The sequence below is a fragment of the Streptomyces sp. NPDC020422 genome (assembly GCF_044386705.1).
Classification (GTDB): domain Bacteria; phylum Actinomycetota; class Actinomycetes; order Streptomycetales; family Streptomycetaceae; genus Streptomyces.
On sequence record NZ_JBIRVJ010000009.1, the window covers coordinates 94,141 to 116,143 of the forward strand.

17 protein-coding genes and 1 pseudogene are annotated in these 22,003 nt (G+C 74.2%); 12 read left to right on the top strand and 6 right to left on the bottom strand.

Features of this window, described 5'->3' with window-relative positions:
• Window positions 1–7: 7 nt before the first annotated feature.
• The 3 genes from ACH414_RS24545 to hmgA are packed head-to-tail and all read right to left on the bottom strand — an operon-like array spanning window position 8 to window position 3,363.
• A complete protein-coding gene (locus tag ACH414_RS24545; RefSeq protein ID WP_382546385.1) occupies window positions 8–1,243 on the bottom strand; it encodes a type ISP restriction/modification enzyme in 1,236 nt (411 codons plus the stop codon).
• Between the two features lie 14 nt (window positions 1,244–1,257).
• Entirely contained in the window at window positions 1,258–2,007 is a 750-nt protein-coding gene (locus ACH414_RS24550) for a GntR family transcriptional regulator (RefSeq protein ID WP_382546382.1), read from the bottom strand.
• A gap of 42 nt (window positions 2,008–2,049) precedes the next feature.
• On the bottom strand, window positions 2,050–3,363 hold the full coding sequence (gene hmgA, locus ACH414_RS24555; RefSeq protein WP_382546380.1) for a homogentisate 1,2-dioxygenase: 1,314 nt from the start codon (window positions 3,361–3,363) through the stop codon (window positions 2,050–2,052).
• Between the two features lie 162 nt (window positions 3,364–3,525).
• Here hmgA and ACH414_RS24560 point away from each other — a divergent pair, with 162 nt between their 5' ends.
• The 10 genes from ACH414_RS24560 (at window position 3,526) to ACH414_RS24605 (ending at window position 17,732) form a co-directional block, all read left to right on the top strand.
• Window positions 3,526–5,619: a right-handed parallel beta-helix repeat-containing protein gene (locus ACH414_RS24560; protein ID WP_398943345.1), complete on the top strand. Its 2,094-nt coding sequence runs from the start codon at window positions 3,526–3,528 to the stop codon at window positions 5,617–5,619.
• Complete coding sequence (locus ACH414_RS24565; protein WP_398943347.1) at window positions 5,616–6,551, top strand: hypothetical protein; 936 nt, start codon at window positions 5,616–5,618, stop codon at window positions 6,549–6,551. The genes ACH414_RS24560 and ACH414_RS24565 overlap by 4 nt, the downstream gene beginning before the upstream one ends.
• Window positions 6,548–7,843: a hypothetical protein gene (locus ACH414_RS24570; RefSeq protein ID WP_398943349.1), complete on the top strand. Its 1,296-nt coding sequence runs from the start codon at window positions 6,548–6,550 to the stop codon at window positions 7,841–7,843. The genes ACH414_RS24565 and ACH414_RS24570 overlap by 4 nt, the downstream gene beginning before the upstream one ends.
• A 151-nt stretch (window positions 7,844–7,994) precedes the next feature.
• Complete coding sequence (locus tag ACH414_RS24575; protein WP_382546624.1) at window positions 7,995–8,624, top strand: TetR family transcriptional regulator; 630 nt, start codon at window positions 7,995–7,997, stop codon at window positions 8,622–8,624.
• 292 nt (window positions 8,625–8,916) lie between these two features.
• Entirely contained in the window at window positions 8,917–11,130 is a 2,214-nt protein-coding gene (locus ACH414_RS24580; protein WP_398943351.1) for a molybdopterin oxidoreductase family protein, read from the top strand.
• Between the two features lie 121 nt (window positions 11,131–11,251).
• Window positions 11,252–12,760, top strand: a complete 1,509-nt coding sequence (locus ACH414_RS24585; RefSeq protein ID WP_398943352.1) for a CitMHS family transporter — start codon at window positions 11,252–11,254, stop codon at window positions 12,758–12,760.
• 123 nt (window positions 12,761–12,883) lie between these two features.
• Window positions 12,884–13,528 carry a hypothetical protein gene (locus ACH414_RS24590; protein WP_382546364.1) on the top strand — a complete coding sequence of 215 codons (645 nt, stop codon included), beginning with the start codon at window positions 12,884–12,886 and terminating at the stop codon, window positions 13,526–13,528.
• 157 nt (window positions 13,529–13,685) lie between these two features.
• Window positions 13,686–14,339: a class F sortase gene (locus ACH414_RS24595; RefSeq protein WP_386566523.1), complete on the top strand. Its 654-nt coding sequence runs from the start codon at window positions 13,686–13,688 to the stop codon at window positions 14,337–14,339.
• A 901-nt stretch (window positions 14,340–15,240) separates the two neighbouring features.
• Window positions 15,241–16,632: an aldehyde dehydrogenase family protein gene (locus tag ACH414_RS24600; RefSeq protein WP_382546358.1), complete on the top strand. Its 1,392-nt coding sequence runs from the start codon at window positions 15,241–15,243 to the stop codon at window positions 16,630–16,632.
• A gap of 20 nt (window positions 16,633–16,652) precedes the next feature.
• Window positions 16,653–17,732 carry a Zn-dependent alcohol dehydrogenase gene (locus ACH414_RS24605; protein WP_382546355.1) on the top strand — a complete coding sequence of 360 codons (1,080 nt, stop codon included), beginning with the start codon at window positions 16,653–16,655 and terminating at the stop codon, window positions 17,730–17,732.
• On the opposite strand, the gene ACH414_RS24610 is transcribed toward ACH414_RS24605, so the two are convergent.
• The 3 genes from ACH414_RS24610 to ACH414_RS24620 all read right to left on the bottom strand — a co-directional run bounded on the left by ACH414_RS24610 (window position 17,729) and on the right by ACH414_RS24620 (window position 20,493).
• Entirely contained in the window at window positions 17,729–18,631 is a 903-nt protein-coding gene (locus ACH414_RS24610; protein WP_386566519.1) for a DMT family transporter, read from the bottom strand. The genes ACH414_RS24605 and ACH414_RS24610 overlap by 4 nt on opposite strands.
• Before the next feature lie 65 nt (window positions 18,632–18,696).
• Window positions 18,697–19,395 (bottom strand): ArsR/SmtB family transcription factor, encoded by a 699-nt coding sequence (locus ACH414_RS24615; RefSeq protein WP_382546349.1) that lies wholly within the window; start codon window positions 19,393–19,395, stop codon window positions 18,697–18,699.
• Window positions 19,396–19,830: 435 nt separating this feature from the next.
• Window positions 19,831–20,493 carry a TetR/AcrR family transcriptional regulator gene (locus ACH414_RS24620; protein ID WP_398943356.1) on the bottom strand — a complete coding sequence of 221 codons (663 nt, stop codon included), beginning with the start codon at window positions 20,491–20,493 and terminating at the stop codon, window positions 19,831–19,833.
• Window positions 20,494–20,551: 58 nt separating this feature from the next.
• On the opposite strand from ACH414_RS24620, the gene ACH414_RS24625 reads away from it, so the two are divergent.
• Both ACH414_RS24625 and ACH414_RS24630 read left to right on the top strand, forming a co-directional pair.
• Window positions 20,552–21,703 carry an acyl-CoA dehydrogenase family protein gene (locus ACH414_RS24625; RefSeq protein ID WP_386566622.1) on the top strand — a complete coding sequence of 384 codons (1,152 nt, stop codon included), beginning with the start codon at window positions 20,552–20,554 and terminating at the stop codon, window positions 21,701–21,703.
• A 70-nt stretch (window positions 21,704–21,773) separates the two neighbouring features.
• A pseudogene (locus ACH414_RS24630) lies at window positions 21,774–21,986 on the top strand (YiaA/YiaB family inner membrane protein); the annotation flags it as partial.
• Window positions 21,987–22,003 lie beyond the last annotated feature (17 nt).

A 22,003-nucleotide genomic window follows, 5' to 3' on the forward strand; every position in this document is an offset into this window, starting at 1 on the left:
CCCGCGCTCAGACCAGCAGGAACTGCCCCTCCGGCCCCTCTTCCCGGTGGTCCAGCACCGACGCCGGGCGGCGCGCACCGTCCGGTACGGGCAGCACCCCGGCCTCCCGCAGGGCGTCCCGGGTCACCCCGGCCCCGGCCGCCCGCGCCGTGAGCGCCGCGCGCTCCGGTGCGCGCCCGGCGAGCAGGGCGAGCACCGTGATCAGTTCGAGCAGCTCCGAGGTCCACTCCTGCGGCCAGGCGCCCGGGCCGATCGCCTCCAGGCTGCCCGGCTCGGCCGGCGCGGTGCGGTGCGCGAACCACTGCTCGATCATCCGGACGCCGCCCACCTCGAACTCCCAGGCCTCGGCCGGGACCGGGGAGATCCGGCCCTCGCCCAGGCTCAGGACCTCCTCCTCCGGGTCGTAGCCGAGCTCCGTCGGCCGGGCCGGGACCGCCGCCCGCACATACGGCCGGCGTCCGCCCGGCAGCCGGGGCCGCAGCCCGCTCCGGGCCCCGCGCAGCTGCACCTCGACGAGCTCCCGGCCCAGCGCCACGCCCGCCGCCCACACCTCGGGCTCCGCGGGCAGCGGCACCCGGCAGCCCGCGGGGGAGGGCGCCCCCGCCGCGACGGCCCAGGCCAGCACGTCCGCGGCCACGACCTCGAAGCCGTACCGCTCGCGCAGCAGCGGCAGCAGCCCCGGCGCCAGATTCGGCTCCACGCCTCCGGGGCGGCGGAACAGCGGGCGGATGCGGCCGGGGCGGCCGGCGGGGGAGCGCCCGTCGGGGAGCGCGGCCGTCACCAGGAGCGCGGGACCGGCCGCGCCCGGCACGTACCCCTGCTCGACGGCGAAGAGCTGGTGCCCGTCGGCGACCCGCCACAGCTCCGGGCGCGCGGTGTCGATCAGCCGGTGGTCGGGCAGCAGCCACTGCTCGTCGAAGGGGCCGTGTGCGAGCCGCACCGGCTCGGGGCAGCGACCCGTCTCACGGGCGAACCGGACCGTACCGGTCCGCTGCCCGGGCAGCGCGGCCACCGAACTCGCGGGCGTCCGCGCCCGGCTGGGCCGGAACAACTCCTCGCGCTCCGCGCCCTGCGCGGCCACGATCCGGTCCCACCGGGCCCGCAGGGTGCGCGGATCCGGCGCCACGATCCAGGAGCGCCCGAGCCGCAGCGGAGCCGTGGACCACGGCATGAGGTCGTCGAGCAGGGGCGCCTCTCGCGGGGGCGCGTCGAGCAGCGGCAGGTCCTCCGTCACGCCCCGCATGCTAACGACGCCCCTCAGTGCGCCTCCACCGTCACGGTGAAGGAGAAGCGGTCGCCGCGGTAGCGGATGCGGGCCACGTCGACCACGCGGCCCTCGTCGTCGTAGGTCACGCCCGTGTAGTGCAGGATCGGCGAGAGCAGCGGCACCTGGAGCAGTTCGGCCGTCTCGGGGTCGGCGAGGCGGGCCTCGACGGTGTCGGTGATCCGGCTGATCGGGACCCCGACCAGGTCCCGCAGCACCTTCGTCATCGGCCAGCGCTCCAGGTCGGCCGGGTCGATGGCGGCCGCGATCTCCGGGAGCACCGCGTTCTCCGCCCAGTTGGTGGGCTCGCCGCTCTCGCCGTCGGCGCGCAGCCGGCGGTAGACGGCGACCTCGCCGGTGCCGGGGAAGTACTCGGCGAGCTCGCCGGGGACCGGCTCGGTGCCGTGTCCGAGCACCGTGGTCCGCTCGCCGGACTGCTGGGCCACGATCGCGTCGATCGAGCCGAGCAGCCGGCGCGGGGTGGAGCGCCGGGCACCCGGCTCGATGAAGGTGCCGCGCCGCCGGTGCCTGCTGATCAGGCCCTCCGCCTCCAGCTCCTTCAGGGCCTGGCGCATGGTCAGCACGCTCACGCCGTAGTGCGCGGCGAGCTGCTCCTCGGTGGGCAGCCGCAGCGAGGCGTCAGGGGTGCGGCCCAGTATGGAGGCGCGCAGCGACTGCGAGACCTGGTACCAGAGCGGCAGCTTCCGGTTCAGGACCAGCGAGTCGGGAGCGAAGGCGGTCACGGCTTTCTCCGTACGACGACTACGAGACGTCCGGCCGGGATGTTACGGCCGGAAGTGGCGCTGAAGACCCTGCCATACGTCGTCGTAGCCCTGCTGCAGGTGGTCGGCTCCGGCCGCCTGCGGGGTGGCGGTGATCGGCCAGCGGGTCTCGAACATGAAGGCCAGTCCGTCGTCGACCTTGTGCGGCTTGAGCTCGGCGGCGCTGGCCCGGTCGAAGGTCTCCCGGTCGGGGCCGTGCGCCGACATCATGTTGTGCAGCGAGCCGCCGCCCGGCACGAAGCCCTCCGCCTTGGCGTCGTAGGCGCCCTCGATCAGGCCCATGTACTCGCTCATCACGTTGCGGTGGAAGTACGGCGGGCGGAAGGTGTCCTCGCCGACCAGCCAGCGCGGCGCGAAGACCACGAAGTCGACGCCCGCCAGGCCCGGGGTGTCCGAGGGCGAGGTCAGCACCGTGAAGATCGACGGGTCCGGGTGGTCGTACGAGATCGTCCCGATGACGTTGAAGCGGCGCAGGTCGTAGACGTACGGCGTGTGGTTGCCGTGCCAGGCGACGACGTCGAGCGGGGAGTGGTCGTAGGTCGCGGACCAGAGGTTGCCGCAGTACTTGTTGACCACCTCGACCGGGCCCTCGACGTCCTCGTAGGCGGCGACGGGGGCGCGGAAGTCACGCGCGTTGGCCAGGCCGTTGGCGCCGATCGGGCCGAGGTCGGGCAGCTGGAAGGGGGCCCCGTAGTTCTCGCAGACGTAGCCGCGCGCGGTGGCGTCGAGGAGCTCGACCCGGAAACGCACCCCGCGCGGGATCAGCGCGACCTCACCGGGGCGCGCCGCGAGGAGACCGAGCTCGGTGCGCAGCAGCAGCCCGCCGTGCTCGGGGACGATGAGCAGCTCACCGTCCGCGTCGCTGAAGACCCGCTCCATGGGCGCGTTCGCGTGGTAGAGGTGCACGGCCATGCCGCTGCGCTGGGCCGCGTCGCCGTTGCCGCCGAGCGTCCACAGACCGGCCAGCCAGTCCGTCCCGGCCGGCGGCTCCGGCAGCGGGTTCCACCGCAGCCGGTTCGGGTCGGGCACGGTCTCTCTGAACGGCGCGGTGCGCACGGCGCCGTTGTCGATCCGGGTGAACGGCGGGTGCGCGGCCGAAGGGCGGATCCGGTAGAGCCAGGAGCGGCGGTTGTGCGCCCGCGGCTCCGTGAAGGCGGAGCCGCTGAGCTGCTCCGCGTACAGGCCGAGCGGCGCGCGCTGCGGCGAGTTCCGGCCCTCCGGCAGTGCCCCGGGGACGGCCTCGGAACCGTGCTCGTTGCCGAAACCCGTGCTGTAGCTCAGCGCTGCGGCCGTCTTGCCGGCCTCTTCCGCGTTCATCGCGTGCTCCTGTCCTGACGCTCACAACAATCCTATGCATGACCGTAGGATTCCGCGCCCGCTCACGTCAACGGTGCTTTTCCCGGCTCTCGCCCGGAGCTCTTGGACGGGGTGCGTGCACGAGGGGTTCCAAAAGATGAACATTGCTCTACTCTCACGCGCATGTCGTGGACCAGAAGGTTCGTTCTCGCGCTCTCCGCCGTGCTGGCGGCCCTCGCCGCCGCCCTCGTCACCGCTCCCGCCGCCCAGGCCCACGAGGAGCGGCCCGTCACCCTGCCCGACGGCTCGGGCAGCGTGCCCACGCTGCGCACCGGCGAGCCGGACCTGCTGGTCTGCAAGGCCGACCGGGCGGACTTCGGGCGCCGGATCGCGGCCTTCCCGGCCGCCCTCAAGGCCCGCAACCTCGCCCTGTACGAACGCTGCACCGCCCCCGGCACACGCCAGGGCTTCCGCCACCTCCAGCAGGCCGTCGACGCCGTGGACCGGCCCGGCATGACCATCGCTATCCTGCCCGGGCTCTACGAGGAGGAGCCCTCCCTGCCCGCTCCCACCGGCGCCTGCGCGTCCCTCAAGGCCCCCCGCTCGGGGCTCGGCTACCAGATCCTCAGCTACGAGCAGCAGCAGCGGTGCCCGCACAACCAGAACCTGGTCGCCATCCTCGGCAAGAAGAACCTGCAGATCGAGGGCACCGGAGCCTCCCGCCTCGACGTCGTCGTCGACGCCAAGTACGCCAAGCTCAACGCGATCCGCGCCGACGGCTCCGACGGGATCTACTTCCGCAACTTCACCGCCCAGCGCACCACCTTCAACTCGCTCTACATCCTCGCGGGCGACGGCTTCGTCATCGACGACGTCCTCACCCGCTGGAACGACGAGTACGGATTCCTCACCTTCGCCTCCGACCACGGCCTCTACAAGAACTGCGAGTCCTACGGCAACGGCGACTCCGGGATCTACCCCGGATCGGCCTCGAACATCAACGACGGCCGCGGCTACGACGTCCCCCGCTACTCCATCGAGATCACCGGCTGCCGCAGCCACCACAACATGGTCGGCTACAGCGGCACGGCCGGAGACTCGGTCCACGTCCACGACAACGAGTTCGACCACAACATGGGCGGCGCCTCCATGGACTCCGCCTTCCCCGGCCACCCCGGACTCCCGCAGAACCACGCCCGCTTCGAGCGGAACCTCATCCACGACAACAACCAGAACTACTACCCGAACGTCGCCGACGGCACCTGTGCCAAGCCGCCCGTCGAGCGCGGCTACGAACAGGGCGTCGTCTGCCCCCAGATCTCCATGCCGCCGGGCACCGGCATCATCACCGCGGGCGGCAACTGGAACCTCTACGAGGACAACTGGATCTACGGACACCAGCGCGCCGCCTTCTTCCTCAGCGCCGTCCCCGCCTTCATCCGCGGCGAGTCCGCCTGGGGCAAGCAGACCGACACCTCCCACCACAACCGCTACGCCGGCAACCACCTGGGCGTCGACCGCTCCGGCGCCACCCGCCCCAACCGCACCGACGTCTGGTGGGACGGCCAGGGCGGTGGCAACTGCTGGCAGTCCGACTCCGGCCCCTCCACCCCCGCCGCCCTTCCCGCCTGCGGCACCGCCCGCGGCGAGGTCACGGGCGACACGCGCCGCCTCGTCGGCGAGCCCGTCAAACTCGCCCAACTCCTCGTCTGCGCCGACTACAACGTCCAGGCCCGCCGCCTGCCCGCCGGCTGCGACTGGTACGGGGCGCGCGGCATCCAGCGCGTCGAGACCCAGCTGACCCTGGGCGTCGCCGCCGTCCTCGCCCTGGTCGGCACCCTGCTCTGGTGGCGCCGACTGCGCGGCAGCCGCCTCGCGGCCGTGGCGACCGCCGCGGGCCTCGCCGGCCTCGCCCTCGACGTCGCCGGCTCGACCCTCTCCCTCACCCCGACCCCCGTCCCCGCCGTGGCTCTGCTCCTCACCGGCCTGTGGTGGACCGGCATCGGGATCGCCCTCCGGGCCGGCGGCACCCGCCCGGTCTTCGCCTGGACCACCGTGGCCCTGGGCGCCCTCACCCTCGTCGACGCCTTCGACAAGGCGGTCCTGATGATCCCCTGGATCCCCGTCGGCCCCGCCTGGATCCGCGGCCTGCTCGCCGTGGTCTGGGTCCTGTGGGCCGTGATCGTCACCGGCACCCGCACCCCCGCCCCGGACCGCCCCCCGACCCCGCCCCCGGCCACCACCCCCGAAGCGACACCCGCGGGCGGTGCCGCATGACGGGGCACCGCACGACGGCGCACCGCACGACGTGGCACCGCACGACGGAGCCCCGCACGACGGAGCACCGCACGACGGCGCATCCCACGACGCGGCACCCGGCCGGGGCGCCCCGATCCGCCCGCCGCCCGGCCGGGGCGGCCCGCCGTGCCTGGTCCGGCCGCCCGGCCCGTGCCCTGCTCGCGCTCGCCGTGGGCGCTGCCCTGCTCGCCGGCTGTGGCGGGCGCCCCACCACCCATCACAAGCCGGGGACCAGCCATCAGGTGGCCACCGGCGGCAACGGCTCCCTCCTCACCGCCAAGGACACCTCCGGGCACCGCCTCCGCGAGGTACCCGCCGCCGGGGCGCCGGCCGTCCGCGTCGAGACCCGGCCCGACAGCGAGGGCGGCTGGAACGTCCACCTGCTGGTGGAGAGGTTCCGCTTCACCCCCGAGAGCACCGGCGGCGCCGCCCTCCTCGGCCGGGGGCACGCCCGGCTCCTCCTCGACGGCCGCGAGACCGCCCGCGCCTACGGCCCCTGGGCCCACATCCCGCCCGGCGCCCGCACCCTCACCGTCCGCCTGTACGCCGACGACCACACCGTCTGGGCCGTCGCGGGCCGCCCGGTCGAGGCCGTCGTCCGCCTCGACACCGCCGCCCCCACCTCACCGGCACCACCCGCGCCGCCGGCCGGCCGTACCCTCGCCATCACCGTCAGCGGCGACTCCGTCCAGCCACCCCCTTCCCGGATCGAACTGAAGAAGGGCGAACGCCTCACCCTCCGGGTGACCAGCGACCGCGCCGACACCCTTCACGTCCACGGCTACGACCGCGAACTCCCCCTCCCCGCCGGCACTCCGGCCACCCTGACCCTGACCGTCGACCGCACCGGCCTCTTCGAGGTCGAGACGCACGAGTCCGGACTCGTGCTGACCCAACTCGTCGTCCGGTGACGGGCGGCCCGGCCACCCTGCCGCTCGCCCACGGCGTGGGCGCCCAGCACGACCTGCCCCTGTCGCCCTTCTACGCCTACGCGGGCGCCTTCGCCGCGCTGTTCGTCTCCTTCCTCTCCCTCGGCCTGCTCTGGTCCTCCTCCCGCTTCCGCGGCGACCGGGCGGGCCGGCCCCTGCCCGCCTCCGTCCAGCGCCTCGCCGACGCCCCCGCCACCCGCACCGCGCTACGGGCGCTCGGCGTCGCCGCCGTGCTCCTCCTCGTCCTCCACCTCCTCCTCGGCCCCGACGACCCGGAGCGCAACCCCGCGCCCGGCGCCGTCTACGTCCTGCTCTGGGTCGGACTCGTCCCCGCCTCCCTCCTCCTCGGCCCCGTCTGGCGCCTGGTCAACCCGCTCCGCACCCTCCACGCCCTGCTCCAGCACCTCCTTCCCGCAGGCCATCCGCCCCGCCCGCTGCCCGCCCGGCTCGGCATCCGGCCCGCGGCCGCCGGACTCCTCCTCTTCACCTGGCTGGAGCTCGTCGCCCCCGCCAACACCTCCGCCACCGTCCTCCTCGTGGCACTCGGCGCGCACACCGCCGTCCAGCTCCTGGGCGCCGTCCGCCACGGCCCCGACTGGTTCGCCCACGCCGACCCCTTCGAGGTCTACTCCTCCCTCCTCGCCCGTCTCTCCCCCCTCGGCCGCCGCGCCGACGGCCGGCTCGTCCTGCGCTCCCCCTTCAACGGCCTCGACGGCACCCCGGCGGTCCCCGGTCTCGTCGCCTCCGTCTGCGTCCTCCTCGGCTCCACCGCATACGACGGCTTCTCCGACAACCCCCGCTGGATCCGGGCCCTCCAGACCTCGGACCTCGGGCGCACCCCGACCGCCACGCTCGGGCTGCTCGGCGCCGTCGCCGTCGTCGCCGCGCTCTACGCGCTGTGCGCGGGCACCCTGCGTCTGCTGAACCGCGAACTCACCACTCCGCTCACCTCCTTCGCCCACACGCTCCTGCCGATCGCCCTCGGCTATCTCGTCGCCCACTACTTCTCGCTCTTCGTCGCCGAAGGACCACGTACCGTCATCATGGCAGCGGGCACTGACAACGCCCCCTCGCCCGCTCCACTCCTGGGCCCCGGCGGGCTCGCGACCCTCCAGGTCGCCTCGGTCGTCGTCGGCCACGTCCTCGGCGTCGTCGCCGCGCACGACCGCTCCGTCCGCCTCTTCCCGCCCGCCCGGGCCGTCGCGGGCCAGCTCCCGCTGGTCGCGCTGATGATCGCGTACACCCTCGGCGGCATCGGCCTGCTGATCGCCTGACCCCGGCCGGAGCGGCATGATGGTCCCCGTGCCCCAGCCCACCCCGCCGCCCCCGCCTTCGCAGCAGACCCCGCAGCGGACCGAGCGGCAGAGAAAGCAGCCGATCACGCGGGTGTCCGCGCAGGCGCCCGCGCAGGCGCCCGCGCAGGCCGTGGCGCCGGCGCTCCGCCGTACCCCCGTGCAGCAGCGCAGCGCCGAACGCCTCGCCCGCATCCTCGACGCCTGCGCCGAACTCCTCGACGAGACCGGCTACGAACAGCTGAGCACCCGGGCCGTCGCCGCCCGGGCCGGCGTCCCCATCGGCTCCGTCTACCGCTTCTTCGGCAACAAGCGCGCCCTCGCCGCCGCCCTCGCCCACCGCAACCTCGACAGCTACGCCGAGCGCATCGCCGCACGGCTGGCCGCGCTGCCCGCCGGGGGTGCCGTCGACGCTCCCGGGGCCGTCGGGGCCGTGGGTCTGGTCGACGCGGTCCTCGACGAGTACATCGCGATGAAGCGGACCATGCCCGGCTTCGCGCTCGTCGACTTCGGCGTTCCCGCCCCCGGCGAGGCGGGCGACGAGGACCCCAACCACCTCGTCGCCGACCGGATCTGCGGCCTCCTCGCCGGCCCCCTCGGCCGCGCCGCCGACGACGTGCTGCGCCGCAAGGTGCTCGTCGGCGTCGAGGCCACCGACGCCCTGCTCCAACTGGCCTTCCGCGCCGACCCGGCCGGCGACCCCGCGCTGATCGCGGAGACCCGCGCGCTCCTCCACGCCTACCTCGCGCCCTCCCTCGGCTGAGGCGGATCCACCGACTGGTCCGCGGCGGTTTCGCGAGCCGGGCCGGGGCGGGTTCGCGGCCGGGCCGCACCATGACGGTCCCTCGACCGGGCCGCCCCCGGGCCGCGACCGCGCCGCGCCGGGCCCGCCACCAGTCCGCGACGGGCCCGCCACCAGTCCGCGACGGCGCCGCGACCGCGACGCCGCGACTGGTTCGCGACGCCCCCCCGCATCAGCCCCTGTCGCACCTCCCAACCGGTCGGTATGCTCGCGACTGCCCGCGTGCCCCCGCCGCCGCCCCAGGGAGTCCGTCATGTCCACCGCCCTGCGCATCTGCCCCCTGTGCGAAGCGACCTGCGGGCTCACGCTCACCCTGGACGGCAGCCGGGTCACGGCCGCCCGTGGCGACAAGGACGACGTCTTCAGCCAGGGCTTCCTCTGCCCGAAGGGTGCCGCCTTCCCCGAGGTCGACGCCGACCCCGACCGGCTCACCGGGCCCCTCGTGCGCGAGAACGGAGCGCTGCGCGAGGCCACCTGGGAAGAGGCCTTCGATCTCGTCGCCGCCCGCATCCGGCCGCTGATCGAGGAGTACGGGCCGAACGCCGTGGGCATCGTGCTCGGCAACCCCAACGTCCACACCATCGCCGGCGCGCTCTACCCGCCGCTCCTCATCGGCGCCCTGCGGACCCGCAACCTCTTCACCGCGTCCACGCTCGACCAGATGCCCAAGCACGTCTCCAGCGGGCTGCTCTTCGGCGACGCCTTCGCGATACCGGTGCCCGACCTCGACCGCACCGACCACCTGCTCATGCTCGGCGCCAACCCGCTGGACTCCAACGGAAGCCTGTGCACCGCCCCGGACTTCCCCGGCCGCCTCAAGGCGCTGCGCCGCCGCGGCGGCACCCTCACCGTCGTCGACCCCCGGCGCACCCGCACCGCCCGCCTCGCCGACCGGCACCTCGCCCTCCGCCCCGGCAGCGACGCCCTCTTCCTGGCGGCCCTCGTGAACACCCTCTTCGCCGAGGACCTCGTCCGCCTCGGCGCCCTCGAAGCCCACGTGGAAGGGGTGGAGGAAGTCCGGGCGGCCGTGCGGGAGTTCACCCCCGAGGCGGTCGCCGCCGCGTGCGACCTGGACGCCGGCGCCATCCGTACCACCGCCCGAGAGCTGGCCGCCGCCCCCACCGCCGCGGTCTACGGACGGATGGGCTCCTCCACCGTCGCGTACGGCACCCTCGGCAACTGGCTCGTCGATGTCCTCAACGTGCTCACCGGCAACCTCGACCGCCCCGGCGGCGCCCTCTTCCCGCACTCCGCGACCGCCCCCGCGCCCCGCCCCGCGGGCCCCGGCAAGGGCTTCGCGCTCGGCCGCTGGAGCAGCAGGGTCTCCGGCCATCCCGAGGCCAAGGGCGAACTCCCGCTGGCCGCCCTCGCCGAGGAGATCGACACGCCGGGGGAGGGCCGCATCCGCGCCGTCGTCACCGTGGCGGCCAACCCGGTCCTGTCCGCCCCCGACGGGCGCCGCCTCGACGCCGCCCTGGCCTCGCTCGACCTGATGGTCAGCGTCGACCCGTACCTCAACGAGACGACCCGCCACGCCGATGTCGTCCTGCCCCCGCCGCCGCCCTCCCAGAGCGCCCACTTCGACTTCGCCTTCAACCAGTTCGCGGTGCGCAACCAGGCCCGCTACACGCCCGCCGCCGCGCCCCTGGCCGAGGGGCGCATGGACGAGTGCGAGATCCACGCCCGGTTGATCCTCGCCGTCTCGGGCCTGCACGGCACCCCGCCCTCGGCCGTCGACGAGCTCGCCGTCGACACCGCCCTCGCCAAGGCCGTCACCCAGGAGCACTCGCCCGTCCACGGCCAGGACCCGAAGGCCGTCGCCGCCGCCCTCTCCGGCACCACGGGACCCGAGCGGCGGCTCGACCTGATGCTCCGCCTCGGCCCGTACGGACTGACCCTGGACGCCCTCCGTGCCGCTCCGCACGGCATCGACCTCGGCCCCCTCGAACCCCGCCTGCCGGGCCTCCTCAAGACCCGCAGCGGCCGGATCGAGCTGCTCCCGGCGCCCATCGCCGCCGATCTGCCCCGGCTCCGCGCGGCGCTCGACGAGGTGCCGGAGGCGGGGGTCCTGCGGCTCGTCGGACGGCGCCATCTGCGTTCCAACAACAGCTGGCTGCACAACATCCCGGCCCTGACCGGCGGTTCCAACCGCTGCACCCTCCAGGTCCACCCCGAGGACGCGGCCCGCCTGGACCTCGTCGCCGGCGCGCTCGCCCGGGTCAAGGGCGAGGGCGGCGAGCTCGAGGCGGAGGTGGAGATCACCGACACCGTGCGCCCGGGCGTCGTCAGCCTCCCGCACGGCTGGGGCCACGACCGCCCCGGCACCCGACTGGGGGTCGCCTCCGGCCGCCCCGGCGTCAACGTCAACCAGCTGCTCGACGGCTCCCGGCTCGACCCGCTGTCGGGGACCGCCGTCCTCAACGGTTTCCCCGTCCAGGTCACCCCGGGCGGATCACCCCTGCGGTGACCTGGGGTTTTGCTCGTATTGCTCACGCGTCAACATCTTGTTAACGCCGGAAGCGGCCACCTACCGTCATCCGCACCGCCGCTCTGGCGGGAGTTCAAGGGTGAACGTGAGGTGTCCTCCCATGCTGACCATCCTCGGCTTCGGCATGATCGCGACCTTCCTGGTCCTGATCATGACGAAGAAGATGTCGCCGATCGCGGCGCTCGTGCTGATCCCCGCGCTGTTCTGCGTCGCCGTGGGAGAAGGGGCCCAGCTGGGCGACTACGTCATCGAAGGCGTCGGAAAGCTCGCGCCGACGGCCGCGATGCTGATGTTCGCGATCGTCTACTTCGGCGTCATGATCGACGTCGGCCTGTTCGACCCGATCGTCCGCGGCATCCTGCGCTTCTGCAAGGCCGACCCGGTGCGCGTCGTGGTCGGTACGGCGGTGCTCGCCGCGATCGTCTCGCTGGACGGCGACGGCTCCACCACCTTCATGATCACCGTCTCGGCGATGTACCCGCTCTACAAGCGGCTCGGCATGAGCCCGGTCGTCATGACCGGTGTCGCCGCCACCGCCAACGGCGTCATGAACACCCTTCCCTGGGGCGGCCCGACGGCCCGCGCGGCCACCGCGCTGAAGCTGGACGCGGCCGACATCTTCGTCCCGATGATCCCGGCGCTGGCCGCGGGCCTGCTCTTCGTCTTCGCCCTCGCCTATGTGCTGGGCCGCCGCGAGCGCAAGCGCATCGGCTACCTGAGCCTGGACGAGGTCCTGACGCCGCAGACCGAGACGGTTCTGGTCGGCGCCGGTGCGGGCGGCAAGGGCGGCAAGGGCGGGAAGGCCGGGAAGGTCGGCAAGGGCGCGAAGTCCGGCAAGGGTGCTCGGGGCGCCGCTTCCCTCGGGGAGACCGGGGTGCCCGGGGAGGCCGGGGTGCCCGGGGAGGCCAGGGTGGCCGGGTTGCCCGGGGAGCTCCCCGAGCGTCCCGCGGCGGACGCCGACGGCGGGTTCCAGGGCCTCGACCCGCAGCGCGCCACCCTGCGCCCCAAGCTGTACTGGTTCAACGCCGGCCTGACCGTCGCCCTGCTCACCGCCATGATCATGGAACTGCTGCCCATCCCGGTGCTGTTCCTGCTCGGCGCCGCGCTCGCGCTCACCGTCAACTTCCCGAAGATGGCCGAGCAGAAGGCCCGTACCGCCGCCCACGCCGAGAACGTCCTGAACGTCGCCGGCATGGTCTTCGCCGCCGCCGTCTTCACCGGAGTGCTCACCGGCACCGGCATGGTCAAGCACATGGCCGACTGGCTGGTCGGCGCCATCCCCGAGGGCATGGGGCCGCACATGGCCCTCGTCACCGGGGTGCTGAGCCTCCCGCTCACGTACTTCATGTCGAACGACGGCTTCTACTTCGGCGTCCTGCCGGTGCTCGCCGAGGCCGGGGCCGCCCACGGCGTGTCCCCGCTGGAGATCGCCCGCGCCTCGCTCGTCGGCCAGGCCCTGCACATGTCGAGCCCGCTCGTCCCCGCGGTGTACGTGCTGGTCGGCATGGCCAAGGTGGAGTTCGGCGACCACACCCGGTTCACGGTGAAGTGGGCCGCGCTCACCTCGCTGGTGGTGCTCGCGGCCGGGATCCTCTTCGGGATCATCTAGGCCCGGACGGGTGGAAGTCGGAGGGTGGCACGGCACGGTGCCACCCTTCGTAGTCGTGTGGTCACTAATAGTCGGATTATCGGCTCACGCAATTCGAGATCTGTACGACTGGAGGACATCCGCATGACCGTTCCGGCTCTCCGCCCCCTGCTCTCCGCCACCGTGACCGCGCTGGTCATGAGCTCGGTCGCCCTGGCGGGCGCCCCCTCGGCGTTCGCCGCCCCGGGTGACAACGGCGACGTGAAGATCCACAAGTCGGGCACGTCCCCCGACAACCCGAAGAACGAGCCCAAGGTCTGCAAGTTCTACCTGGCCGCCTTCGACTTCGACGGACTCCAAGAGGTCAGCTGGGAGATCACCCCACAGCCTCCGAAGGCCGACGACCCGAACCTCAGCGGCAAGATCACCCTCGACAACACCGGCAACGGCCACACCAGCGACCTCGCCCTTCCCGACGGGATGTACAAGCTCGACTGGACCTTCGTCGGCGAGAACGGCGCGGGCAAGCACAAGGTCTTCAAGGTCGACTGCGGCACCATCGCCAGCCCGCCGCCCACCACCACCAACGGCGGCGGCAACGGCGGGCCCGGCCACCACAAGCCGCCGCACGGCCCCGTCGGAGCGGGCGGCGGCGGAGCCGCCGACACCACCGCCGCGGACGAGGGCTCCGCCTTCGGCGTCGGATCCGCCCTCGCCGCCGGTCTCGCGGGCACCGCCGGCCTGATCCTCATCCGTCGTGCGCGCCGCCGCAACGATGGCGCTGCGTAGTTCCCCCTCCCCGCGCAGGACGGTTTCCCCCGGCCGGGCTCCCTCCGCCTCCCCGTACGAGCGGAGCCCGCGCCGGACCCACCCGCGCGGACCGGCCCCACGCAGACCCACCACCCGCCGGCAGCGCCGGCTCCGCCGGCTCGCCAGAACCGTCGCCGTGACCCTCACGCTGGTCGTCGGCGGCGTCTGGTGGGCGCAGGACGGCGAGCCGGCCGGTCCGGCGCTCGCGGCCGGCCCCGCCGCCCACGGCGTGACGGGGCCGGCCGCGGGAGACCCCAAGCCGAAGAGCGTCCCGCACGCCGCGGCCCGCGCGACGGCGAAGCCCCAGCCGCCGCCGGCACCGCTGGGACGCTCCCGCCCCGTCACCCTCGCCGTGCCCGCCATCACCATCGAGGCCCCCGTCATCCGGCTCGGCCTCGACGGCTCGGGCGTGCTCGCCACCCCACCCGTCGACAACCCCCGGGTCGTCGGCTGGTACGCCGACGGGCCCACACCCGGCGAACGCGGCACAGCCGTCGTCGTCGGCCACCGCGACACCCGCACCGGCCCGGCGATCTTCCTCAACCTCAACTCGCTCGCCCCCGGCAACACCGTCCGGGTCGCCCGCGCCGACGGCCGCGTCGCCGTCTTCACGGTCGACCGGATCCGTACGTACGCGAAGTCGGCCTTCCCCGACAAGGAGGTGTACGGCAGTACGGGCCGCCCCGAACTGCGCCTGCTCACCTGCGGCGGAACCTTCGACCGCAAGGCCGGCTACGAGTCGAACATCGTGGTCTTCGCCCACCTCACGGGCGTCGACCGGGAGATCTGACCGCGCCGGGGCTTCCGCCCCGGCGCACCGCCCCGGCGCACCGCCCCGGCGCACCGCCCCCGGCACACCGCCCCGGCGCACCCCGATCCGCCGACCCCGCCCGGCGGGCCACGCCACCCGGCGCGCCCGCCGGGCACGGCGGCTCCTCCACGAGCACCGCCGCCCGCGCGCAGCCCTCTCCGTCCCGCCGCGCCCGTGCACTCTCCGGGTGCCGCCCCGGAGACAGTGGCGAGAAATCGCCAAGCGCTTCCGCTCTTCCGAGCCCGGCGCGCAAGATGGCCGAGGGGCCGGAAGAGCACGCATCCGCCGCGTGGAGATCGTCCGGCACCCGCATCACGGGCCGCTCCGCGCCCACCTCGCCGAGCAGCCCCCGCCGTCGCCCGGAACAGCCGGTCCCGCTCCTCCTCGGGACCGCGCCCCGCCTCCGGGCGGACCCGGCCCAAGGACGGCAGCGGAGCCGCCAGTTCGGGATGCCCCGCTCCCGCGCGGCCCGCTCCGCGGCCGGCCGGTCCGCCGGCCAGCCGTCCAGGGCGGGTCCACAGCGCGCGCCCCTCCGTGTCGTGGTCACCGGCGCACTACCGGCGCACTACCGGTCCACTGCCGGTGCGCGCGCCCGGCAACGTGGAATCCCCCAGTTCGGAAGCCTCAGGACTGTCCGTGGCGGCCGTGGACACCAGGGGAAGCGGAACGGAAGGATCGGTCCGTGCCCGTCCCCGTCTCCTTCCTCGTGCCCGTCCCCTTCTCCGTCCCCGTGCCCATGTCCGTGCGGAGGCGAGCCGGGGCCGCGGTGTCGACGTGGTCGGGGCCACCGCGGAGGGGCCTGGCGCCCGAAAACTAACAGCGCTAGTTTGGGTCTCCAGTCACGCGAGCGGCGCGCCGACCCGAGGTGAGGAGAGAGCGGATGAAGGCCCACGACGCGATGTACATCGGCGGGGAGTGGCGCCCCGCCGCGTCCACGGAGACGATCGCCGTGGTCGACCCGGCCTCCGAGCAGATCATCGCCCATGTCCCGGCCGGCACGGCCGAGGACGTCGACGCCGCCGTCCGCGCCGCCCGCACCGCCTTCCCCGGCTGGGCCGCCACCCCGCCCGCCGAGCGCGCCGCCCGGATCGCCGCGCTGCGCGACGAGCTCGCCGCCCGCGCCGAGGAGATCGCCGCCACCGTCACCGCCGAGCTCGGCGCGCCACCGCAGCTCGCCGCCGCCGTGCACGCCGGGCTGCCGGTCGCCGTGGCCGGCTCGTACGCCGAACTCGCCGCGACCCACCCCTTCGAGGAGAAGGTCGGCAACTCGACCGTCTACTCCGAGCCGGTCGGCGTCGTCGCCGCGATCACGCCGTGGAACTACCCGCTCCACCAGATCGTCGCCAAGGTCGCCCCCGCCCTCGCGGCCGGCTGCACCGTCGTCCTCAAGCCCGCCGAGGACACCCCGCTCACCGCCCAGCTCTTCGCCGAGGCCGTACACGCGGCCGGCATCCCGGCCGGAGTCTTCAACCTGGTCACCGGCCTCGGCACGGTCGCCGGGCAGGCCCTCGCCGAACACCCCGGCGTGGACCTCGTCTCCTTCACCGGCTCCACCGCGGTCGGCCGCCGGATCGGCGCCCTCGCCGGGGGCGCGGTCAAGCGGGTCGCCCTCGAGCTCGGCGGCAAGTCCGCCAACGTCATCCTGCCCAGCGCCGACCTCGGCAAGGCCGTCGCCGTCGGCGTCGCCAACGTCATGTCCAACTCCGGCCAGACGTGCAGCGCCTGGACCCGCATGCTGGTGCCCGCCGAGCGGTACGAGGAGGCCGTCGCCCTCGCCGCCGAGGCCGTCGCCAAGTACGTTCCCGGCGAGCGGCTCGGCCCCGTCGTCAGCGCCCGCCAGCGCGACCGCGTCCGCGGCTACATCGAGAAGGGCGTCGAGGAGGGAGCCCGGCTCGTCGCGGGCGGCCCCGAGGCCCCGCGCGAGACGGGCTACTACGTCGCGCCGACCGTCTTCGCCGATGTCACCCCCGAGATGACCATCGCCCAGGAGGAGATCTTCGGCCCGGTCGTCTCGATCATCCGGTACGAGGACGAGGCCGAGGCGCTCGCCATCGCCAACGGGACCGTGTACGGGCTGGGCGGCGCCGTCTGGGGCGATCCCGACGAGGCCGTCGCCTTCGCCCGCCGCATGGAGACCGGCCAGGTCGACATCAACGGCGGCCGTTTCAACCCGCTGGCCCCGTTCGGCGGCTGGAAGCAGTCGGGCGTCGGCCGCGAGCTCGGCGCGCACGGCCTCGCCGAGTACCTCCAGACCAAGTCCCTGCAGTTCTAGCCATCCGAGGAGACACCAGCGTGATCCGCGCCGCCGTCCTGCCCGCCGTCGGCTCTCCCCTGGAGATCACCGGCATCGAACTGCCCGAGCCCGGTCCCGGCCGGGTCCGGGTCCGGCTCGCCGCCGCCGGGGTATGCCACTCCGACCTCTCCCTGTCCAACGGGACGATGCGGGTGCCCGTCCCCGCCGTCCTCGGGCACGAGGGCGCCGGCACGGTCGTCTCCGTCGGCGAGGGCGTCACCCATGTCGCCCCCGGCGACGGCGTCGTCCTCAACTGGGCGCCCTCCTGCGGCGCCTGCCACCACTGCTCGATCGGCGAGGTCTGGCTCTGTGCCGACGCGCTGACCGGCGCCGGCGACGTCTACGCCCGCACCGAGGACGGCACCGAGCTCCACCCGGGGCTCAACGTGGCCGCCTTCGCCGAGGAGACCGTCGTCGCCGCGAACTGCGTGCTGCCCGTCCCGGACGGCGTGCCGCTCACCGACGCGGCCCTGCTCGGCTGCGCGGTCCTCACCGGCTGGGGCGCGGTCCACCACTCCGCGCAGGTCCGGCGGGGCGAGTCCGTCGCCGTCTTCGGCGTCGGCGGCGTCGGTCTCGCGACCCTGCAGGCCGCCCGGATCGCCGGTGCCTCGACCATCGTCGCGGTCGACGTCTCGCCCGAGAAGGAGGCGCTGGCCCGGGCCGCGGGGGCCACCGAGTACGTCGTGGCCTCCGACACCACCGCCAAGGAGATCCGGAAGCTGACGGGCGGCCAGGGCGCCGACGTGGCCGTCGAGTGCGTCGGCCGTGCCGCCACCATCCGTACCGCCTGGGACTCCACCCGGCGCGGCGGGCGCACCACGGTCGTCGGCATCGGCGGCAAGGACCAGCAGGTCACCTTCAACGCCCTGGAGATCTTCCACTGGGGCCGCACCCTGTCGGGCTGCGTCTACGGCAACTCCAACCCGGCCGAGGACCTCCCGGTCCTCGCCGAGCACATCCGCGCCGGCCGCCTCGACCTGAGCACGCTGGTCACCGAGCGCATCACCCTGGAGGGCATCCCGGGCGCGTTCGACAACATGCTCGCGGGCAAGGGCGGCCGGGCGCTGGTGGTGTTCTAGTCGAGGGCGACCGCGGGCTTCGCGGCGGCCCGCGGCCGGGACCGGGACACGGCCACCCCCGCCAGGCACAGCGCGCCGCCGCCCAGGGTGAGCAGCCCCGGCAGCTCGCCCAGGAACACCCAGGCGAGCAGCACCACCAGGGCGGGCACGGCGTACGTGGTCGCGCCCATCCGCCCCGCGGTCGTACGGGCCAGGGCGTAGGCCCAGGTGGTGAAGGCGAGGGCGGTCGGGAACACACCGAGGTAGACCATGTTCAGGGTCGCCGACAGCGGGGCCCGGACCGCCTCCTCCATCAGACGTCCGGCGAACGGCAGACAGGCGACCGCGCCGACCAGGCACCCGAAGGTCGTCACCTGGAGCGCGCTGCCATGGGCGAGCGCGGGCTTCTGGGCGACGACCCCGCCGGCGTACGCGACGGCCGCGAGCAGGCACAGGACGACACCCAGCACAGAGGCGTGGCCGTCGCCCGACATCGAGAGACCGACGGCCACGGCGCCCGCGAAGGACACCGCCATGCCCGCGAGCAGCCGCGGCGGCAGCGACTCCTTGAGGAAGCGCGCGCCGAGCAGGGCGATCAGGATCGGGCCGATGTTCACGACCATCGCCGCGGTGCCCGCGTCGACCTCCTGCTCACCCCAGTTGAGCACCACCATGTACACCCCGAACCACAGCAGCCCGGACACGCCGATCCCGCGCCACGCGGCCCGCGGCGGAAGCCCTTCGCGCCGAATCAGCAGGACCGCGCCGAGGACCAGCGAGCCGGCAAGCAGCCGGCCGAGGGCGAGGGCGCCGGGGGAGTAGGCGGCGCCCGCGCTGCGGATGGAGACGAAGGCGGAGGCCCACAGGACGACGGTGACACCGGCCGCGGCGAGCGCGAGACGAGAGGTTCGGTTCGGCATGGACCGACCGTAGGGCGCGGACCGTTCGGCGGGCACCGCAATATCGCTGCGCGGACGGGGTCGGCTCAACGCAGCGCCGCCGCGTCGATGCCCAGCTGCGCGTGGAGCGCCCGCTCGCCCTCCGGGGTCACCTTCACCGCCCGCTCGGAGCCGATCCGCACGCACCACCCGGAGTCCAGCGCGTGCCGGCACAGCGCCGCCCCCGCGAGGCCGGCCAGGTGCTGCCTGCGCTCCGTCCAGTCGAGGCAGCCGCGCGCGACGGGGCGCCGGCCCCCCTTCGCCACGAGGGCGAGGCCGAGCCCCTCGAACCAGGCCATGCCCCGGTCGGTGAGCGCGAACCCGGTGTCCTGCCGCAGCAGTCCGCGCGCGGTCATGGCGTCGGTGATCGTGATCCCGAGCCGCCCGGCGAGATGGTCGTAGCAGGTGCGTCCGCGGGCCATCGCCTGCCCGGCGCTCGCCGCCCGCAGCCCGCGGGGCGGCTCGGGCACGGCCGGCTCGGAGCGGGCGGCCAGGTCCTCGACGAGGTGCGCGATCCCGGGGTCGGCGAGCCGCACGTACCGGTGCCGCCCCTGTCGCTCCTCGGTGAGCACCCCGCCCGCGACCAGCTTGCCCAGGTGCTCGCTTGCGGTCGAGGGCGCCACGCGCGCGTGGCGGGCCAGCTCCCCGGCAGTCCAGGCGCGCCCGTCGAGCAGGGCCAGCAGGAAGGCGGCGCGGGTCTCGTCGGCGAAGAGGGCGGCGAGGGAGGCGAGGTCTTTGGGGGCCATACGGCCAGCATGCCGCAGGCACGTTTCGGCAGCGGCCGAACCATGAGCCGTACGAGAAGAGGCGCTGCCTCAGGAGGCGAGGCACGGTCTCAGGAGGCGAGGCGAGGCACCTCACGAGTCGAGGCGAGGCGCCTCAGGAGACGAGGCAGGACCTCACGGCGCGAGGCTCACGGAGTGAGGCCGGGGCGTGCCGGCGCGAGGACCCGGGCTTACGGCGCGAGGCCCGGGCTTGCGGCGCCCGCCCCGCCTCGCGCATGCCCGCATTGCCTCGCTTTGTGCGAAAGCCCGCCCCGCCCCCGACCGCACCGCCCGCCCCGTCGCGAATGCCCGCCCCGGACGCGCGCCATCGGCCCCGGCCCCCGCGAGGCCCGCACCCGTGGCGCCCGTCCGCCCTCACGGCCCCCGTCCGCCCTCACGAAGCCCGATCCGCCCCCACTACGTCCGATCCCCCCGCGCGTACTGCGCGAACTGCGCCTGGAGGCCGTCGAGCAGGGCCCGCAGGCCCGTTTCGAAGGCGCCCTCGTCGACCTTCTCGCGCCGCTGTGCGAGCAGGTGGGCCTGGCCGAGGTGGGGGTAGTCGGCCGGGTCGTAGGCGGTCTCGTCGTCGACGAAGCCCCGGGCGAAGGAGCCGAGGGCGGAGCCGGTGACGAAGTAGCGCATCAGCGCGCCGATGTAGGTGGCCTGGGCCGGCGGCCAGCCCGCCCGGACCATCGCGCCGAAGACCGCGTCGGCGACCTTGAGGCCGGCCGGACGGCGGCCGGGGCCCTGGGCGAGGACCGGGACGATGTGCGGGTGGTCGGCGAGGGCGGCCCGGTAGGAGACCGCCCAGTCGTGCAGGGCGGTGCGCCAGTCGCGGGGGTCGCCGTCAGCGAACATCGACAAGTCGATCTTGGCGCTCACCGCGTCCGCGACGGCGTCCAGGATCTCGTCCTTCGTCCGGAAGTGGTTGTACAGCGAGGGCCCGCTCACCCCGAGCTCGGCCGCGAGCCGCCTGGTCGAGAGGGCGGCGAGCCCCTCCGCGTCCACGAGCGCTCCCGCCGTCTCGACGATGCGGTCTCGGCTGAGGAGGGGCTTGCGCGGTCGGGCCATGGCGCACATAGTAGGCGGGGCCAGGAAAACTAGCAGTGGTAATTAAACGTGGATGGGGATGGGCGCGGTGGATCTGGAGCTGAGCGAGGAGCAGCGGGCCGTACGGCGGCTCGCCGAGGACTTCGTCGCCCGCGAGGTCACCCCGTACGTGGTCGAGTGGGACCGGGCCGAGAACGTCGACCGCGCGATCGTGAAGAAGCTCGGCGCGGTCGGCTTCCTCGGGCTGACCCTCCCCGAGGAGTACGGCGGTTCCGGCGGCGACCACCTCTCCTACTGCCTCGTCACCGAGGAGCTGGGCCGGGGCGACTCCTCCGTGCGCGGCATCGTCTCCGTCTCCCTCGGCCTGGTCGCCAAGACCATCGCCTCCTGGGGCGACGAGGCGCAGAAGCGCGCCTGGCTGCCGCGGCTCGCCTCCGGCGACGCGATCGGCTGCTTCGGTCTGACCGAGCCGGGCACCGGCTCCGACGCCGGGAACCTGTCGACCCGTGCGGTCCGTGACGGCGACGCGTATGTGATCGACGGCAGCAAGATGTTCATCACCAACGGCACCTGGGCCGACGTCGTGCTGCTCTTCGCCCGCACCACGGACGCCCCCGGGCACAAGGGCGTCTCCGCCTTCCTGGTGCCCACCGACACCCCCGGCCTGACCCGCCGCACCATCCACGGGAAGCTCGGCCTGCGCGGCCAGGCCACCGCCGAGCTGGTCCTGGACGGCGTGCGCGTCCCGGCGTCCGCGATGCTGGGCCCCGAGGGCAAGGGCTTCTCCGTCGCGATGTCCGCCCTGGCCAAGGGCCGCATGTCGGTCGCCGCCGGCTGCGTCGGCATCGCCCAGGCCGCGCTCGACGCGGCGGTGCGCTACGCCGGGGAGCGCGAGCAGTTCGGGAAGCCGATCGCCTCGTACCAGTTGGTGCAGGAGCTGATCAGCGACATCTCCGTGGATGTGGAGGCGGCCCGGCTGCTCACCTGGCGGGTCGCCGATCTCGTCGACCGCGGGGAGGAGTTCGCCACGGCCGCCTCCCAGGCCAAGCTCTTCGCCTCCGAGGCCGCCGTCCGCTCGGCGAACAACGCCCTCCAGGTCTTCGGCGGATACGGCTACATCGACGAGTACCCGGTCGGAAAGCTGCTGCGGGACGCGCGCGTGATGACCCTGTACGAGGGCACCAGCCAGATCCAGAAGCTGATCATCGGGCGGGCGCTGACGGGCGTGTCGGCGTTCTGAGTACCCTCCGCGGGCCTCTGAGTATCCGGGCGGATGTGGCCCCGGCCACATCCGCCCGATGCTGTCGGGCATGAGCGACTCCCCGGTCAAGCAGCAGCAGAACACCTCCGCCTACTACGTGCAGGCGATCATCTCCTTCGGCATCGCGCTGGTGGCCGTGACGGTCGGGATCTACCGGCTCGACGCCAGCGCCTGGGTCCGCGCCTTCCTCGCCGTCGCGGTCCTCTACCTCACGACGTCCGCCTTCACGCTGGCCAAGGTCGTCCGCGACCGCCAGGAATCCTGAGCCGTCACGCTCTA

Bases quoted from the DNA above. Each gene is read 5' to 3' on its own strand.
- hmgA (WP_382546380.1), bottom strand. From the start codon at position 3,363: ATGAACGCGGAAGAGGCCGGCAAGACGGCCGCAGCGCTGAGCTACAGC.
- ACH414_RS24610 (WP_386566519.1), bottom strand. From the start codon at position 18,631: ATGCCGAACCGAACCTCTCGTCTCGCGCTCGCCGCGGCCGGTGTCACC.
- ACH414_RS24600 (WP_382546358.1), top strand. From the start codon at position 15,241: ATGAAGGCCCACGACGCGATGTACATCGGCGGGGAGTGGCGCCCCGCC.
- ACH414_RS24590 (WP_382546364.1), top strand. From the start codon at position 12,884: ATGACCGTTCCGGCTCTCCGCCCCCTGCTCTCCGCCACCGTGACCGCG.
- ACH414_RS24560 (WP_398943345.1), top strand. From the start codon at position 3,526: ATGTCGTGGACCAGAAGGTTCGTTCTCGCGCTCTCCGCCGTGCTGGCG.
- ACH414_RS24585 (WP_398943352.1), top strand. From the start codon at position 11,252: ATGCTGACCATCCTCGGCTTCGGCATGATCGCGACCTTCCTGGTCCTG.
- ACH414_RS24545 (WP_382546385.1), bottom strand. From the start codon at position 1,243: ATGCGGGGCGTGACGGAGGACCTGCCGCTGCTCGACGCGCCCCCGCGA.
- ACH414_RS24580 (WP_398943351.1), top strand. From the start codon at position 8,917: ATGTCCACCGCCCTGCGCATCTGCCCCCTGTGCGAAGCGACCTGCGGG.
- ACH414_RS24565 (WP_398943347.1), top strand. From the start codon at position 5,616: ATGACGGGGCACCGCACGACGGCGCACCGCACGACGTGGCACCGCACG.
- ACH414_RS24620 (WP_398943356.1), bottom strand. From the start codon at position 20,493: ATGTGCGCCATGGCCCGACCGCGCAAGCCCCTCCTCAGCCGAGACCGC.
- ACH414_RS24615 (WP_382546349.1), bottom strand. From the start codon at position 19,395: ATGGCCCCCAAAGACCTCGCCTCCCTCGCCGCCCTCTTCGCCGACGAG.